This is a genomic window from Streptomyces lanatus (assembly GCF_014655715.1).
GTDB lineage: Bacteria > Actinomycetota > Actinomycetes > Streptomycetales > Streptomycetaceae > Streptomyces > Streptomyces lanatus.
Map to the genome: position 1 here is coordinate 372064 of NZ_BNBM01000002.1, position 16331 is coordinate 388394.

General features: G+C 70.4%; 18 protein-coding genes. 12 read left to right on the forward strand and 6 right to left on the reverse strand.

The features are described from left to right. Positions 1-225 precede the first annotated feature (225 nt). The 4 genes from IE325_RS06880 to IE325_RS06895 are packed head-to-tail and all read left to right on the forward strand — an operon-like array spanning position 226 to position 4185. A complete protein-coding gene (locus tag IE325_RS06880; RefSeq protein WP_190068814.1) occupies positions 226-1296 on the forward strand; it encodes a M4 family metallopeptidase in 1071 nt (356 codons plus the stop codon). Positions 1297-1317: 21 nt separating this feature from the next. Then, the gene (locus IE325_RS06885; protein ID WP_190068815.1) at positions 1318-1584 is read left to right on the forward strand and encodes a protealysin inhibitor emfourin; all 267 of its coding nucleotides are present in this window, start codon (positions 1318-1320) and stop codon (positions 1582-1584) included. Between the two features lie 46 nt (positions 1585-1630). Next, positions 1631-2947: a GH1 family beta-glucosidase gene (locus tag IE325_RS06890; RefSeq protein WP_190068816.1), complete on the forward strand. Its 1317-nt coding sequence runs from the start codon at positions 1631-1633 to the stop codon at positions 2945-2947. Continuing rightward, positions 2944-4185: an MFS transporter gene (locus IE325_RS06895; protein ID WP_190068817.1), complete on the forward strand. Its 1242-nt coding sequence runs from the start codon at positions 2944-2946 to the stop codon at positions 4183-4185. The genes IE325_RS06890 and IE325_RS06895 overlap by 4 nt, the downstream gene beginning before the upstream one ends. Positions 4186-4191: 6 nt before the next feature. Here the strand turns inward: IE325_RS06895 and IE325_RS06900 are convergent, their stop codons facing one another. Then, positions 4192-4650 (reverse strand): peptidase inhibitor family I36 protein, encoded by a 459-nt coding sequence (locus tag IE325_RS06900; RefSeq protein ID WP_190068818.1) that lies wholly within the window; start codon positions 4648-4650, stop codon positions 4192-4194. Between the two features lie 48 nt (positions 4651-4698). Continuing rightward, positions 4699-5553, reverse strand: coding sequence for an NAD-dependent epimerase/dehydratase family protein (locus tag IE325_RS06905; RefSeq protein WP_190068819.1), 855 nt, complete (start codon positions 5551-5553; stop codon positions 4699-4701). A gap of 119 nt (positions 5554-5672) precedes the next feature. Between IE325_RS06905 and IE325_RS06910 the strand changes: the two genes are divergently transcribed. Next, the gene (locus tag IE325_RS06910; RefSeq protein ID WP_190068820.1) at positions 5673-6521 is read left to right on the forward strand and encodes a helix-turn-helix transcriptional regulator; all 849 of its coding nucleotides are present in this window, start codon (positions 5673-5675) and stop codon (positions 6519-6521) included. Here the strand turns inward: IE325_RS06910 and IE325_RS06915 are convergent. Next, positions 6504-7148, reverse strand: a complete 645-nt coding sequence (locus IE325_RS06915; RefSeq protein WP_190068821.1) for a TetR/AcrR family transcriptional regulator — start codon at positions 7146-7148, stop codon at positions 6504-6506. The two genes, IE325_RS06910 and IE325_RS06915, sit on opposite strands and share 18 nt — an antisense overlap. Positions 7149-7222: 74 nt before the next feature. On the opposite strand from IE325_RS06915, the gene IE325_RS06920 reads away from it, so the two are divergent. Both IE325_RS06920 and IE325_RS06925 read left to right on the forward strand, forming a co-directional pair. Then, the gene (locus IE325_RS06920) at positions 7223-7960 is read left to right on the forward strand and encodes an SGNH/GDSL hydrolase family protein (RefSeq protein WP_190068822.1); all 738 of its coding nucleotides are present in this window, start codon (positions 7223-7225) and stop codon (positions 7958-7960) included. 168 nt (positions 7961-8128) lie between these two features. Continuing rightward, positions 8129-8605, forward strand: coding sequence for a hypothetical protein (locus IE325_RS06925; protein WP_190068823.1), 477 nt, complete (start codon positions 8129-8131; stop codon positions 8603-8605). A 45-nt stretch (positions 8606-8650) separates the two neighbouring features. Here the strand turns inward: IE325_RS06925 and IE325_RS06930 are convergent, their stop codons facing one another. Beyond that, positions 8651-8989 carry a P-II family nitrogen regulator gene (locus IE325_RS06930; protein ID WP_190068824.1) on the reverse strand — a complete coding sequence of 113 codons (339 nt, stop codon included), beginning with the start codon at positions 8987-8989 and terminating at the stop codon, positions 8651-8653. Further along, complete coding sequence (locus IE325_RS06935) at positions 8986-10293, reverse strand: ammonium transporter (RefSeq protein ID WP_190069218.1); 1308 nt, start codon at positions 10291-10293, stop codon at positions 8986-8988. Before IE325_RS06935 ends, IE325_RS06930 begins: the two co-directional genes overlap by 4 nt. A gap of 174 nt (positions 10294-10467) precedes the next feature. Here IE325_RS06935 and era point away from each other — a divergent pair, with 174 nt between their 5' ends. The 5 genes from era to IE325_RS06960 all read left to right on the forward strand — a co-directional run bounded on the left by era (position 10468) and on the right by IE325_RS06960 (position 14795). Further along, complete coding sequence (gene era / locus IE325_RS06940; protein WP_190068825.1) at positions 10468-11436, forward strand: GTPase Era; 969 nt, start codon at positions 10468-10470, stop codon at positions 11434-11436. A 130-nt stretch (positions 11437-11566) separates the two neighbouring features. Beyond that, positions 11567-12625 (forward strand): PhoH family protein, encoded by a 1059-nt coding sequence (locus IE325_RS06945; protein ID WP_190068826.1) that lies wholly within the window; start codon positions 11567-11569, stop codon positions 12623-12625. Between the two features lie 12 nt (positions 12626-12637). Then, on the forward strand, positions 12638-13135 hold the full coding sequence (gene ybeY / locus IE325_RS06950) for an rRNA maturation RNase YbeY (protein WP_190068827.1): 498 nt from the start codon (positions 12638-12640) through the stop codon (positions 13133-13135). Next, positions 13132-14439: a hemolysin family protein gene (locus IE325_RS06955; protein WP_190068828.1), complete on the forward strand. Its 1308-nt coding sequence runs from the start codon at positions 13132-13134 to the stop codon at positions 14437-14439. The genes ybeY and IE325_RS06955 overlap by 4 nt, the downstream gene beginning before the upstream one ends. Further along, positions 14436-14795 carry an MmcQ/YjbR family DNA-binding protein gene (locus tag IE325_RS06960; RefSeq protein WP_190068829.1) on the forward strand — a complete coding sequence of 120 codons (360 nt, stop codon included), beginning with the start codon at positions 14436-14438 and terminating at the stop codon, positions 14793-14795. Before IE325_RS06955 ends, IE325_RS06960 begins: the two co-directional genes overlap by 4 nt. Here IE325_RS06960 and IE325_RS06965 read toward each other — a convergent pair. Then, positions 14757-16205 (reverse strand): MFS transporter, encoded by a 1449-nt coding sequence (locus IE325_RS06965; RefSeq protein ID WP_190068830.1) that lies wholly within the window; start codon positions 16203-16205, stop codon positions 14757-14759. The genes IE325_RS06960 and IE325_RS06965 overlap by 39 nt on opposite strands. Between the last annotated feature and the right edge of the window lie 126 nt (positions 16206-16331).

Below are 16331 nucleotides of genomic sequence, written 5' to 3' on the forward strand. Positions count from 1 at the left end.
CGCGGCAGCTAAGAAGAAGCAGCCCGAAACGCATGATGCGAAGCATGCTAGCCGAGCCTCTTCGGATGCGGGGCGCCGTATCAGTATGCGGGACCTGGAGCACGAAAGGGAAAAAACGTGCGCCATAGCACTTGGTCACGGCGCGAGTGGCCCTCTATCCCCATATTTCACCAATCATGGTTGCGCCTAGTGACAGCCATCTGACGCAGTGCAATGGTGCCGGGCATGACGACAAACGGGGGCTTCGAGCCCGTCTTCTGCACCGTCGTTCCGCCACACGTCCTGGACAAGCTGGCCCGCAACGACGACCCCGCACTCTCAGGACCGGCCCGCCGGACCCTGATGCGCGACAGCGAGCTGCGCGGCAGGCGCCGTGTCACGACCGAGTTCGCCCTCGCGGCCGCCCCGACGGCGAAGGCACCGTCGGAGCAGGCGCTGCGCACCATCTACGACGCCCGGCACGGCACCGCCCTGCCCGGCACCAAGGTCCGCGAGGAGGGCGCCGACCCCGGCCAGGACGCCACCGTCAACCGCGCCTACTCCGGGCTCGGCGCCACCTTCGAGCTCTTCCTGAAGGCCTACGCCCGCCACTCCATCGACGGCGACGGCCTGCCGCTGGACGCCACCGTCCACTACGACGAGAACTACAACAACGCCTTCTGGAACGGCGAGCAGATGGTGTTCGGCGACGGTGACGGCGAGATCTTCCTCGACTTCACCATCCCGATCGACGTCATCGGCCATGAGCTCACCCACGGCGTCACCCAGTACACGGCGAACCTGACGTACTACGGCCAGCCGGGCGCGCTGAACGAGTCGATGTCGGATGTCTTCGGCGCCCTCATCAAGCAGTACACGCTCGGCCAGACCGCGGCCGAGGCCGACTGGCTGATCGGCGCGGGGCTGCTCGCGCCCGGCGTCTCCGGCAAGGCCCTGCGCTCCATGAAGGAGCCGGGCAGCGCGTACGACGACGACGTCCTCGGCAAGGACCCGCAGCCAGGCACGATGGACGACTATGTCCGCACCGGCCGTGACAACGGCGGTGTGCACATCAACTCCGGCATCCCGAACCACGCCTTCTACCTGGCCGCCACCGCCCTCGGCGGGCACGCCTGGGAGAAGGCCGGGCAGGTCTGGTACGACGTGCTGACCGGCGGTGAGCTGTCGGACCGGGCCATGTTCACCGACTTCGCCAAGCTGACCGTGAAGGCCGCGAAGGACCGCTTCGGGGACGGCGGCGAGGAGCTCCAGGCCGTGTCGAAGGCATGGGAGCAGGTCGGGGTGCGGATCTCCTGAGTCCGTACTAGACAGGGACCCATGCGGATTTTGGTAAGGCGCACGGGTGGATTCGCGGGCATCGAGCGGCACGCCGAGGTCGACACCTCGGGGCGCCCCGACGCCCAGGACTGGCACGCCCTGGCCGAGAGCGCGGTCGCGTCCGGCCGGGGCACGCCCCCGGTCGGGGTTCCGGACGGCTTCAGCTACCAGATCACCGTGGACGGCAACACGGTGTACTGCTCGGACCCCCGGCTCACCGACGAGCAGCGCAAGCTGATCTCCAGGGTGCTGAAGGAAGGAGCGTAACGGGCAGTTCACGCCGAGGCGTTGACTTCCGTTACCGCCGGTACGGATGATCCGGCGCATGGCGACTGACCCGATACCCCAGTTCCCGGCCGGCTTCCTGTGGGGCGTCTCGACGTCCGCCCATCAGATCGAGGGCGCGGTGGACGAGCGCGAGCGGTCCGTGTGGGACGCCTTCACGGCCGAGCCGGGGACGGTGAAGGACGGCTCGACGGCGGCGGTGGCCTGCGACCACTACCACCGCTACCGCGAGGACGTGGCGCTCCTGGCCGACCTGGGCGTGGACGCGTACCGCTTCTCGGTCTCCTGGCCCCGGGTGAACTCCCCGAAGGGCCTCGACTTCTACGACCGCCTGGTGGACGAGCTGTGCGCGGCGGGCGTCCGCCCGGTGCCGACCCTCTTCCACTGGGATCTGCCGGTCACGCTGGACTGGCTGGAGCGGGACACGGCGGCCCGTTTCGCCGAGTACGTGTCGCTGGTCGCCGAGCGCCTCGGTGACCGGGTCGGCAAGTGGATCACCCTCAACGAACCCGCCGAGCACACCCTCCTCGGCCACGCCCTCGGCACCCACGCCCCCGGCAGGCAGCTCCTCTTCGACGCCCTCCCCGTCGCCCACCACCAGCTCCTGGCCCACGGTCTCGCCGTACGGGCCCTGCGCGCGGCCGGCGCGACGGACATCGGCATCGCCAACTCGCACGGCCCGACCTGGCCGGCCTCGAAGGAACAGCCGGACCTGGAGGCGGCCGACTTCTACGACCTGCTCCTGAACCGCCTGTTCGCCGACCCGCTCCTGCTGGGCCAATACCCGGAGGGAATCGGCGAGTTGATGCCGGGCGATGTCGAGGCGGATCTGAAAGTGATCTCCGAACCCCTCGACTTCTACGGCGTCAACTACTACGCCCCGACCCGCGTCGGCGCCCCGCAGGGCACCGAGATCGAGTTCGGCGGGATCAGCATGCCGGCCGAACTGCCCTTCTCGGTACGGCAGATCGAGGGCGTGCCGACGACGGACTTCGGCTGGCCGGTGGTCCCCGAGGGCCTGACGGAACTGCTGACGGCCTTCCGCGACCGCTACGGCGACCGGCTGCCGCCCGTCGTCATCACCGAGAACGGCTGCTCCTACGAGGGCGTCGACGACCAGGAGCGGATCGCCTACCTGGACGGCCATGTCCGGGCGCTGCACCGGGCGGTGGAGGCGGGCGTGGACGTACGCGGGTACTTCGTGTGGTCGCTGCTGGACAACTTCGAGTGGGCGGAAGGGTACGCGCGCCGGTTCGGCCTGGTGCATGTGGACTACGAGACGCAGGTCAGGACGCCCAAGCGGTCCTACGGCTGGTTGCGGGACGTGCTCCGGGCGCAGAGATGACAACCGAGGCCCTTGCTCTCGCGGAGCCGGTGGACCGGGTCGGCAAGGGCTGGACGGCGGCGCTCTCGCTGGCCAACGTGGCGATCTGGGTGGGCTGGTACGGCCCGCTGCAGATCCTGCTGGCCCGGCAGGCGGAGGACTTCGCGCCCGGCACCGGGATGTCGAAGGAGACGCTGCTGGCCTGGGTGACGGGCGTGGGCGCGGCCGTGTCGCTGGCGGCCAACCCGTTCTTCGGCGCCCTGTCGGACCGGACGACGGCCCGCTGGGGGCGCCGTACGCCGTGGATCGTGGCCGGGGCGGCGGGCGGGGCGCTGTCGTTGCTGGTGCTCGCGGGGGCGAGCGGGCTGTGGGTGATGGCGGTCGGGTGGTGCCTGGTCCAGCTGACCCTGAACGCGGCGTTCGCGGCGGTGACGGCGGCGGTGCCGGACCGGGTGCCGCGGCTGCAACGGGGCGCGGTGGGCGGCTGGTTGGGGGCGGCGCAGATCCTCGGGGCGGTCGTCGGGACGGGTCTCGCGACGGCGGCGGGCGGGATCGCGGCGGGGTATGCGGCGTGCGCGGTGTTCGCGGTGGCGGGGGTGCTGCCGTATGTGCTCCGGTACCGGGATCTGCGGCTCGTGGACCGGGACCGGCCGTCCGCGCGCTCCTTCGTCCGCGGGTTCTGGCTGAGCCCGCGCCGCTACCCGGACTTCGGCTGGGCCTGGCTGACCCGCTTCCTGATCAACCTCAGCAACGCGCTGGTCCTGCTCTACCTGCTGTATTACCTGCGGGACCGGCTGCACCACCACGACCCCGAACAGGGCGTGCTCATCCTCACCGCGGTGGACAGCGTGGCGCTGCTGGCCACAGTCGTGGTGGGAGGCGTCTGGTCGGACCGCGTGGGCCGCCGCAAGCCGTTCGTGCGGTGGTCCGGGGTGCTGATGGCGGCCGCCACCGCCCTGCTGGCGGTCTGGCAGACCTGGGCGGGCGCGATCGTCGTGGCGGCGTTGCTGGGCGTGGCTCTCGGGGTGTTCATGTCGGTCGACTTCGCGCTGATGACGGACGTACTGCCAAAGGCGCGGGACCGGGGCAAGGACCTCGGCGTCATCAACGTCGCCAATGCCCTGCCCCAGGTCGCGGCACCCGCCCTCGCCGCGCCGATCGTGACCCACCTGGGCGGGTATCGCGTGCTGTACCTGCTGGCCGCGGTGATCGGGTTGGCGGGGGCGGTGCTGGTGGGGCGGATCAAGGGCGTGGAGTAGGCGAACTCAGCACTCGCCGCCCCAGCGTGCGCTGTGCAGGGTGATGGGGCCCTCGAAGGTCACCATGTGCGTGTCGGGCGGGTAGTGCAGGCAGCCCTTGAAGTTGCCGCCGTTCTCCGGCGTGGCGGTGAGGTTGTACCAGATGTGGTCCGCGCCCGGCAGGCGCTTGCCGTTGTTGACGATGGTCACCCCCTTCTCCGAGCGCAGGTCGTACAGGTTCCCCTTCGACTTCCACTTCGGCTGGCCCGACGCCGTGTCGTTGTCCCATACGCAGACGTATTCCTTGGGACAGTCCGCCGGGGCCGCCGATGCCGACGGCGCGGCGGCCACCCCCATGGCCGCCGTCATCAGCAGCGCCGCCACCCCCACGCCCGCCTTCATACGAAACCGTGCCTTCACCATGTCCTCCGTCTCGGTCACCGTGGGGCGGCGATGGTCGGTCGCCGCCTCCAAGTGCCCCAGCATCACGCATGGTTCAGCTCTTCGGTCCCTGACAGATGTCAGGGGCGCCGCTCACAGGGCTCCGGCGTCCCGGGCCGTGTAGACCGACGGATACACCGGCCGGTAGCCCAGCTCGCGGCGGATCCGCTCGGTGGAGGTGATCTGGTTCCACGGGTCGGGGTCGGTGCGGGTGTACAGCTCCTCCGGGATGTCGACGCCGTTGAGCTGGTGCAGTTCGACCGCCGTGACGGGGGCGTCGTCGGCGATGTTGTAGATACGGCCCGCGATGCCCGGGGCGTGCAGGATGCGCAGCAGGCCCTGGGCGACGTCCACGTGGTGGCCCATGTGGAGGCGCTGGGTGGCCGCCCAGTTCTTGGCCCAGATCAGGGACTGGGCGAGATGCGGGTCGCCCTCGCCGTACACGAAGGGGAGACGGGCGACGCGTACGTCTATGCCGTCCAGGGCGCGCAGCTCCCGCTCGGCCCGCGCCTTGGACTCGGGGTAGGCGCCCCACATGCCCCCGCCGGGCCGGCTCTCGTCGTCCTCGGTCAGCGGGCGGCCGCGTCCGGTGCCGTACACAAGACCCGTGCTGACCTGTACGAACCTCTCGACATGGGCCGTCTGCGCGGCGCGGCCCAGCTCTACGGCCGCCTCGTGGTTGACGGCCCACGCCTCCTCGTCGGGGACCCCGCGGAAGGACGCCGCGACGTTCACGACCGCGTCGACCCCGGCCACCGCCTTGCCGAGCACCTCGGTGTCCCGCAGGTCGCCGACGACGACCTCGGCGCCCAGCTCCGCGAAGGGCTCGCCCCGCGCCGCGTCCCGCACCAGCACCCGTACCTTCTCCCCCGCCCTGGCCTGCGCCAGCAGCCTCGGCACGAAGCGCCGGCCGACCTGCCCTGTCGTACCTGTCACCAACGTCAGCATGTCCTGCTCCTCTCGTCACTCACCACCCTCGGACGGGACCGGGGTGGGCGGGAGAGACCCGTTGATCAGGGGATCGGCAGTCCCTGGATAAGGCGCGCGCCGTGCCGCACGCTGGAGAGGTGAACCGAGCCGAACTCGCCGACTTCCTGCGCCGCGGCCGCGCCCGGCTGGCCCCGTCGGACGTGGGCCTCACGCCCGGCCCCCGGCGCCGTACGCCTGGCCTGCGCCGCGAGGAGGTGGCGCAGCTGGCGGGCATGTCCGTGGACTACTACACCCGCCTCGAACAGTCCCGGGGCCCGCACCCGTCCCGTCAGATGCTCACCGCGCTGGGCCGTGCCCTGCGCCTGACCGATGTGGAGCAGGACCATCTGTTCCATCTCGCCGGTGAGGAGCCGCCGCGGCGCGAGACGGCGTCACCACATGTCCGCCCGGGGCTGCTGCTGATCCTGGACCGGCTGCACGACACCCCGGCCCAGGTGGTGAACGACTGCGGGGAGGTGCTGGCCCAGAACGCCATGGCCAAGGCGCTGGTCGGCGATGTGATGTCCGGTCCGCGCCGCGAGCGCAACCTGATCCGGCTGTTCTTCCTCGACCCGGTCGCGCGCACGATCATCCCGGAGGAGGACTGGCCGGGCCACGCCCGTGCCCATGTCTCCAGCCTGCGCGCGGTGGCGGCGGCCCGCCCCGACGACCCGGAACCGGCCGCGCTGGTCGCCGAACTGCGCGCCGGCAGCGAGGAGTTCGCCCGGCTGTGGGACGAGCACGAGGTGTCCCGGCGCGACCAGGCGACCAAGCGCTTCAAGCACCCGCTGGTCGGCCTCCTGGAACTGGACTGCGAGGTCATGGTCAGCCACGAGCACCACCACCTCCTGGTCGTCCACTCCGCCCGCCCCGGCACGGATGCCTATGAGCGGCTGCGACTGCTGCGGGTCGTGGGCCTCCAGGACATGTCACCCAGCAAGGCCTGACCGCACCGAGGCCGCCGCGCGCTCCGGGTCGTCGCCCGCCGCGACCGCGAAGTCCCGCAGCGTTCCGGCGAGGACGTCGTCGGGGCCGTAGACGCCGATGATGTAGCCGGCGTGCGCGAGCTGGGCGAGACCGTGCATCTGGACGAACAGCTGCCGTACGAGGAGATCGGCGTCGGTGTCCGGGCGGAACCGCCCGGCCGCGGCGCAGCGGCGGATGGCGTTGCGCGGGTAGCGCAGCAGCCGTACGCCCATCCCCCGGTCGTCCTCGGTGAGTTCGAACCCGGCGGTGCCTGAGCCGCCGAACATGACGGCGTACACCTCGGGTTCGGCGCGGGCGAACTCCTGGTAGACGCGGCAGAGTTCGACGAGCTCGCGCACGGGATCGTCCCCCGCGGCGACCTCGGCCACGCGTCCCTCGAAGCGGGCGATGCCCTCCCGCATCACCTCGCGCACCAGCCCCGGCATCGACCCGAAATGCGTGTACACGGCCATCGTGGAGGCCCCGACGGCCTTGACGAGACGGCGGGCGCTGAGCGCGGCCGGGCCCTCCTCGGCGAGCACGCGGGCGGCTTCGTCGACGAGGAGGCGGCGGGTGTGGGCGGCCGGGCGGTCCTTCGCTGTTGACACGGAGTGAGAATAACGCTGTTATAGGTATAACGCTGTTATGACGCCGTTATGGGGCGTCGGGTACGGGGGTCCAGATGTTTGCGAAGGGCGTCACAAAGGGCATGCGGGGGCGGCTCATACGGCTGCCCGAGGCGGCGGGGGCCGACCACGGCACGACCGAGGGCAAGGAACCCGCGCTGCGAATGGCCGTGCTCGGGGACTCGGTGGCGGCGGGCGTGGGGGCCGCCGAGCACCGGGAGGCGATGGCCGGGCGGCTGGCGGAGGCGGTGTCGGCGATGACGGGGCGGGCGGTGTCCTGGAGGGTGTCGGCGCGGGCGGGGGCGACGCTGACGGTCGTACGGCAGGGCCTGCTGTCCGGGCTGACCGACCCGATGACGCGGTGGCGGCCGGACGTGGTCGTCGTGGTGGCCGGCACCAACGACGCCCTGCGGCTGCGCCGGCCGCGCGCCTTCCGCCGGGATGCCGAGCGCCTGATCCGCGACGTGCGGCTGCGGCTCGGTGAGGACGTGCCGATGGTGTTCGCGGGACTGCCCTCCGTCGACCGGCTGGCGGCACTGCCGCGCCGGGTGCGGATCCCGCTCGCCTGGTACGTCCGTGTACTCGACCACCAGCTGAAGACGGCGGCCACGAGGGGAGTCGCCGTCTTCCACCTCCCTTCCGGAGGCCCACCCGAGCACACGGGCGAGTGGCTGGCCGCGGACCGCTTCCACCCGTCGGCGGACGGATACCGGGCGTGGGCGCGGGTGTTGGCGGCACGGCTGGCGACGCTCATGGAGGCGACGCTCACCCACCGCCAACTGACTCGCGAGTAAGCAGGCCGGAAATCACCCTTGCCGACCCCCGTCCCACGCGTATCAATGGAACCGACGGTTTCCGACGGACCGTCAGATTCGGTCACCGCGCAGCGTGTTCGCACCCACCTGCCGGCCAACCCCCCACGCACACCGAATTCCCCCACCCCCGAAAGGGAGCGATTCCCCATGAGACGAACGCGCACAGGAGCAGGTGCGGCCCTCGCGGCCGGGGCCCTCGCCGTCACCGGCCTGGCCTTCGCACCCGCGGCCCTCGCCGTCACCCCCGCCACCGCCACGATCACCGCCGACTGCGGCAGCTTCGGCGGCGGCGAGGCCACGCTCACCGCGACTCAGGACGGCACGTCCGCCACCATGACCGTCAACTCGTCCGCGATCACCGCCCCGATCGCACTCTCCGCGGACTCGATCTCCTCGACGCTCACCCTGGTCAAGGCGAGCGGCGGCACCACCACCTTCACCGCCACGGAGAACCCGGCGATGGCCGCCGGCGACCCCGTCCAGGTCGGCCCCCTCCCCGGCACCGTCGCCTCCGGCGACAGCCTGGAGGCCTTCGGCGGCTCCCTGAAGATGACGGTCCTCGGCATCACGATCACCTGCACGGCGACGGGGGCGCAGTCGCCGGGTCCGTTCGTGTTCGACTGAGCCACCTGACGCACCGAGAGCGCGGTCCCGGCCCCGCTACGACCGCTACAGCGCGTCCGGGCCGCGCTCGCCCGTCCGTACCCGTACGACCGTGTCGACCGGCAGTGCCCAGACCTTGCCGTCGCCGATCTTGCCGGTCTGGGCGGCCTTCACGATGGCGTCGATGACGTCCTCGGCGGCCGCGTCGTCGACGACGACCTCGATACGGACCTTCGGTACCAGGTCGACCTGGTACTCCGCGCCGCGGTACACCTCGGTGTGGCCGCGCTGGCGGCCGTAGCCGCTGGCCTCGGTCACGGTCAGGCCCTGGACGCCGATCTCCTGGAGAGCGGTCTTGACCTCGTCGAGCCGGTACGGCTTGACGATCGCGGTGATCAGCTTCATGCCTGCTTCTTGACCTTCTGCGCGGCGGGGACGGACGCGGTGACCGGGGCGCCGTGCCCCAGGACCCCGTGATCGTAGGCCGTCTCGGCGTGCACCGTAAGGTCCAGGCCGGTGTGCTCCTGCTCCTCGCTCGCCCGGAAGCCCATGACCTTGTCGATCAGCTTGCCGATGCCGTAGGTGACGAGGAAGGCGTACGCCGCCACCACCACGATCGCCACCAGCTGCTTGCCGAGTTGGGCGAACCCGCCGCCGTGCAGCAGGCCCTCCGCCCCGCCCGTCATGGTGGCCGTCGCGAAGACGCCGATCAGCAGGGTGCCGATGACACCGCCGACCAGGTGGACACCGACGACGTCCAGGGAGTCGTCGTAGTTGAACTTGAACTTCCAGCCCACGGCGTAGGAGCAGACGACACCCGCGGCGAGGCCGATGACCAGCGCGCCGAGCAGGGAGACCGAGCCGCAGGACGGGGTGATGGCGACGAGCCCGGCGACCGCGCCGGAGGCCGCGCCCAGGGTGGTGGGGTGGCCGTCGCGCTTGTGCTCGACGAGGAGCCATCCGAGGAGGCCGGTGCAGCCGGCGGCGAGGGTGTTGAGGAAGACGGCGGCGGCGAGACCGTTGGCGCCGAGGGCGGAGCCCGCGTTGAAACCGAACCAGCCGAACCACAGCAGACCGGCGCCGAGCACCACCATCGGCAGGTTGTGCGGCCGCATCGCGTCCTTCTTGAAGCCGAGCCGCGGGCCGAGGACCAGGCACAACGCCAGTCCGGAGGCGCCCGAGGTGATCTCGACCGGAAGGCCGCCCGCGAAGTCCAGGGCGCCGAGCCCGTCGAGGATCCAGCCACCGGGGCCCCACGTCCAGTGCGCGACCGGAACGTATACGAGCAGCGCCCAGAGCGGGACGAAGACCAGCCACGCCCCGAACTTGGCCCGGTCCGCGACGGCGCCGCTGACCAGGGCGGCGGTGACGATCGCGAAGGTCAGCTGGAAGGTGGCGAAGAGGAGGGTCGGGACGGTGCCCTGGACGCTGTCCGGTCCGATACCGGCCATGCCGGCGTGGTCGAGGCCGCCGATCAGCCCGCCGCCGGCGTCGTCCCCGAAGGCGAGCGCGTACCCGCAGAGCAGCCACACGACGGTGACCAGCGCGATGGACACGAAGCTCATCATCAGCATGTTCAGGACGCTCTTCGTGCGGACCATGCCGCCGTAGAAGAGGGCCAGACCCGGGGTCATCAGCAGGACTAGCGCGGTGGCGGCGAGCAGCCAGGCGGTGTCGCCGGTGTCGATGCCTGCGGCGGCGAGGGGCACGGTGGTCATGGTCCTCTCCAACGGTGTGGGGGCTCGTCAGAGATTCACGGGCTCGCGTTTCCGGCCGTGCACGGGTGTGTTTCGGGGACGTTTCATTGCGTGAGGGTTTCCGGAAGCTCACACGACAGGGGGTGGTCGCTCCCTTGTGCGGCAGGGGCTTGTGGATCAGGGAGAATGGTCGCCATGAGCGTTCGCAGCAAGTCATCCGAGCCGTCGGTACCCTCGCAGGCCCCCCACCGCGCCGGCTTCGCCTGCTTCGTGGGCCGCCCCAACGCGGGCAAGTCCACCCTGACGAACGCTCTGGTCGGCCAGAAGGTCGCGATCACCGCGAACCAGCCGCAGACCACGCGGCACACGGTCCGGGGCATCGTGCACCGGCCCGACGCCCAGCTGATCCTGGTCGACACCCCTGGCCTGCACAAACCGCGCACCCTGCTCGGCGAGCGGCTGAACGACGTCGTCCGCACCACCTGGGCCGAGGTCGACGTGATCGGCTTCTGCCTGCCCGCGAACGAGAAGCTCGGCCCCGGTGACCGCTTCATCGCCAAGGAACTCGCGTCGATCAAGAAGACGCCGAAGATCGCGATCGTCACCAAGACCGACCTCGTGGACGGCAAGACCCTGGCCGAGCAGCTCATCGCGATCGACCAGCTCGGCAAGGAGCTCGGCTTCGAGTGGGCCGAGATCGTGCCGGTCTCGGCGGTCGGCGACAAGCAGGTGGGCCTGCTCGCCGACCTGATCGTGCCGCTGCTGCCGGAGGGGCCGGCCCTCTACCCCGAGGGTGACCTGACCGACGAGCCCGAGCAGGTCATGATCGCGGAGCTGATCCGCGAGGCCGCCCTGGAGGGCGTCCGCGACGAGCTCCCGCACTCCATCGCCGTCGTCGTGGAGGAGATGCTCCCCCGCGAGGACCGCCCCGCCGACAAGCCCCTCCTCGACATCCACGCCTTCGTCTACATCGAGCGCCCCAGCCAGAAGGGCATCATCATCGGCCCCAAGGGCAAGCGCCTGAAGGACGTCGGCATCAAGTCCCGCAAGCAGATCGAGGCGCTGCTGGGGACGCCGGTCTTCCTGGACCTGCATGTGAAGGTGGCCAAGGACTGGCAGCGCGATCCGCGGCAGCTGCGCAAGCTGGGCTTCTGAGAGCCGTAACCTCCTCGCCGAAAAGCCCTACGGCACTGTCACTCCCCCGGCGTACCCTTGAAATCGCCAGGCCGCCCCTGTGGCGGGCGAGTCGTATCGAGGAGGACGAGCAAGGCCTACGAGCCGGCCCATGACTCAGACACCCACAGCTCACACACCCGCGCAGGGGCAGGCGAGAGCACAGTTCACCGTCCCCGCCCAGCACCCCATGGTGACCGTGCTGGGGTCCGGCGACTCCCTGCTGCGCGTGATCGAGACGGCCTTCCCGGCGGCCGACATCCATGTCCGGGGCAATGAGATCAGCGCCATCGGCGACTCGGCTGAAGTCGCCCTCATACAGCGCCTGTTCGACGAGATGATGCTGGTGCTCCGCACCGGGCAACCGATGACGGAGGACGCGGTGGAACGCTCGATCGCCATGCTGCGGGCGAGTGAGGACGGCGAGGGCGACGGCCAGGAGACCCCGGCCGAGGTGCTCACCCAGAACATCCTGTCCTCACGCGGCCGCACCATCCGCCCCAAGACGCTCAACCAGAAGCGGTACGTCGACGCCATCGACAAGCACACCATCGTCTTCGGCATCGGCCCCGCCGGTACGGGCAAGACCTACCTGGCCATGGCCAAGGCGGTGCAGGCCCTGCAGTCCAAGCAGGTCAACCGCATCATCCTGACCCGCCCGGCGGTCGAGGCCGGCGAGCGCCTCGGGTTCCTGCCCGGCACGCTCTACGAGAAGATCGACCCGTATCTGCGCCCGCTGTACGACGCGCTGCACGACATGCTGGACCCGGACTCGATCCCGCGGCTGATGGCGGCCGGGACGATCGAGGTCGCCCCGCTGGCATATATGCGCGGCCGTACGCTCAACGACGCCTTCATCATCCTGGACGAGGCCCAGAACACCTCGCCCGAGCAGATGAAGATGTTCCTCACCCGCCTCGGCTTCGACTCGAAGATCGTGATCACGGGTGATGTGACCCAGGTCGACCTCCCGAGCGGCACGAAGTCGGGTCTGCGTCAGGTCCAGGACATCCTGGAGGGCCTCGACGACGTCCACTTCTCCCGGCTCACGTCCCACGATGTCGTACGGCACAAGCTGGTCGGCCGTATCGTCGACGCGTACGAGAAGTACGACAGCCGCAACGGCACGGAGAACGGCACCCACAAGGGCGCCCGTAACAAACGGAAGTAGACCAGCGCGACCATGTCGATCGACGTCAACAACGAATCCGGAACCGAGGTCGATGAGCAGGCGATCCTCGACATCGCCCGCTACTCGCTCGCGCGGATGCGCATCCACCCGCTCTCCGAGCTCTCGGTGATCGTCGTGGACGCCGACGCCATGGAGCAGCTCCACATCCAGTGGATGGACCTGCCCGGGCCGACGGATGTCATGTCCTTCCCGATGGACGAGCTGCGCCCGCCGTCGAAGGACGACGACGAGCCGCCGCAGGGGCTGCTCGGCGACATCGTGCTCTGCCCCGAGGTCGCCGCCAAGCAAGGGACGGAAGCGCCCACACAGCACTCCATGGACGAGGAGCTCCAGCTGCTCACCGTTCATGGGGTGCTGCATCTCCTCGGGTACGACCATGAGGAGCCCAATGAGAAGGCCGAGATGTTCGGTCTGCAGGCGGCCATCGTGGACGGCTGGCGTGCGGAGAAGGGCCTGACCGGGCCCTCCCCGGCCCCGACCGTGTCATGAGTCTCGCCCTCGTCTCGGGCGCCATCGCCCTGGTGGTCGTCGCCTGGCTCGCCGCCTGCGCGGAGGCGGGCCTGGCGCGCGTCTCCAGCTTCCGCGCCGAGGAGGCCGTACGGAGCGGGCGGCGCGGGAGTGAGAAGCTCGCGCTGATCGCCGCCGATCCCACGCGCTATCTCAATGTGGCACTGCTGGTGCGCGTGGCCTGCGAGATGGCCGCCGCCGCGCTGGTCACCTACGCCTGCCTCAAGGAGTTCGACAGCACCACCGAGGCCCTGCTGGTCGCGATAGCGGTGATGGTGCTGGTGTCGTACGTGGCCGTCGGGGTCTCGCCGCGCACCATCGGTCGCCAGCATCCGCTCAATACGGCGACGGCGGCGGCGTACGTCCTGCTGCCGCTCGCCCGGATCATGGGCCCGATCCCGTATCTGCTGATCCTCATCGGCAATGCCCTGACTCCCGGCAAGGGCTTCAGGCGCGGTCCGTTCGCCTCCGAGGCGGAGCTGCGGGCGCTGGTCGATCTCGCCGAGAAGGAGTCGCTGATCGAGGACGACGAGCGCCGTATGGTGCACTCGGTCTTCGAGCTCGGCGACACCCTCGTGCGCGAGGTCATGGTCCCGCGCACCGACCTCGTCGTCATCGAGCGCTACAAGACCATCCGCCAGGCTCTCACCCTGGCCCTGCGCTCCGGGTTCTCGCGGATCCCGGTGGTCGGGGAGAGCGAGGACGACGTGGTGGGGATGGTGTATCTGAAGGACCTGACCCGCAAGACGCACATCTCGCGGGACGCGGAGAGCGAGCTGGTGTCGACGGCGATGCGGCCCGCGGTCTTCGTGCCCGACACCAAGAACGCCGGTGATCTGCTGCGCGAGATGCAGAAGGAGCGCAATCACGTCGCCGTCGTGATCGACGAGTACGGCGGCACCGCGGGCATCGTCACCATCGAGGACATCCTCGAGGAGATCGTCGGTGAGATCACCGACGAGTACGACCGTGAGCTGCCGCCGGTGGAGGAGCTGGGCGAGGACCGCCACCGCGTCACCGCCCGCCTGGACATCACCGACCTGGGCGAGCTGTACGGCCTCGACGAGTACGACGACGAGGATGTGGAGACCGTCGGCGGACTGCTGGCGAAGGCCCTGGGCCGGGTGCCGATCGCCGGGGCGTCGTCGGTGGTCGAACTGCCCGACGGACGGGTGCTGCGGCTGACGGCGGAGGCCGCGGCCGGGCGCCGGAACAAGATCGTGACGGTACTGGTGGAGCCGGTGGGTCCCGCCGGTGCCCCGGACGAGGAGACGAAGCCGGAGTGACCCCTCAGGAGCTGCGCGCCTTCTGCCTGTCCTTCGACGCGGCGGTGGAGGACTTCCCCTTCGCCCCCGAGATCTCGGTCTTCAAGGTGCTGGGCAAGGTGTTCGCGCTGAGCTGGATCGATGCGCGCCCCCTCAAGGTCAACCTCAAATGCGACCCGGAGGACGCGGTACGGCTCCGCGACGAGCACGAGGGGCTGATCATGCCCGGCTACCACATGAACAAGCGGCACTGGAACACCGTCACGGTCGACGGCGAGCTCCCGGACCGGCTGGTCCGGGAGCTCATCGAGGACTCGTACGACCTGGTGGTGGCCGGTCTACCGAGAGCCGAGCGGCTGCGTCTCGACCGCCCCTGAGCCCTGGGCACTCCTTGCGCGCAGGCCTACGGCGATCAGGGCCGCCGCCACCAGCACGATCGCCGCGTTGAGGGCCATCACCGTGCGGGTGCCGGAGAGCAGGTCGTCGGAGGTCGTCGCGAGGACGCCGAGCAGCGGGATGCCGATGGTGATGCCGATCTGCTGGGTCGAGGTGACCAGGCCGGTGGCCAGGCCCTGTTCCTCGTCGGGGACGCCCGAGGTGACCGTGAGGCCGTAGGAGATGATCGCGCCCAGGTGGAACATGCTCGCCACCGAGACGGCGGCCGTGGCGAGCCACACGGACCAGGTGCCGGCGTCCAGGAACACCAGGGCGGCGACGAAGACGCCCTGACCCGTGAGGGAGAGGACCAGGGTGCGGCGGGCGCCGAGGCGGCTGACGAACCTCGGGGTGAGTGCGCCGGCGACGACCGAGACCACGCCCTGGACGCCGAAGACCAGACCCGTCTCCCAGGCCGACAGGTCCAGGGTCTCCTGGAGGTACAGGGTCAGTACGAAGACCACCGTCGACATCATCGAGAAGGTGACCAGCCCGCCGAGGTTGCCCCACGCCACGGTGCGGCGGCGCAGCATGGGCAGGGAGACCAGGGGTGCCGCGGTGCGGGACTCGACGATCACGAAGGCGGCCAGCAGCGCGAGGCCGGCGATGAGGGTGGCGATGACATCGGTGCGGGCGAAGCCGTGGTCGGCGGCCGTCGTCAGGGCGTAGATCAGGGACAGCAGACCGCCGGTGACGGTGATCGCGCCGGGGACGTCCAAGTGCGGGCGGTGCGGGGTGCGGGACTCGGGCAGCAGGCCGGGCGCGAGGGGCAGCACGACCAGGGCGAAGATGGTGAGCAGGCCCATGGTGGAGCGCCAGCCGAACGCGTCGGTGAGGACGCCGCCGGCCACCATGCCGATGGTGAAGCCCAGCGACATCAGCGTCCCGGAGATGCCGAGCGCGCGGTCCCGGGCGGGGCCCTCGGCGAAGGTGGTCGTCAGCAGGGACATGCCGGTCGGGACGATGACCGCCGCGCCGAGTCCCTGGAGCGCGCGTCCGGCGAGGAACGACGCCGGGTCCCAGGCGAACGTCGCGAGCACCGAGGCGGCGGCGAACACGGCGAGACCGGTGAGGAACAGCTTGCGGCGGCCGTAGAGGTCGCCGATGCGGCCGAACAGCAGCAGGAAGCCACCGGACGGCAGCGCGAACGCCGTCACCGCCCACTGCAGCGCCGAGGTGCTCATGCCGAGGTCGGCGCCGAGGACGGGGAGGGCGACGTTCAGGACGGAGAAGTCCAGCGCGACCATGAACTGGGCGGCGCACAGGACGAACAGGACGAGTTTGTCGCGGGTCGACAGCCGGGGGGTGTCGAGCGGTGGAGTGGGGGTCGGGGTCGTGGTGTCGATCGCCATGGGTACGAGACTGGCGGCTCCGGAATAGCCGTGGGGAGCGGGAAGTTGTGCTGGTGGTGGCACCACCAGGCAACGGGATGAGGGGGATCCGTACGTGTCCGAGGGCACGCTGAAGAGCCATCGGCG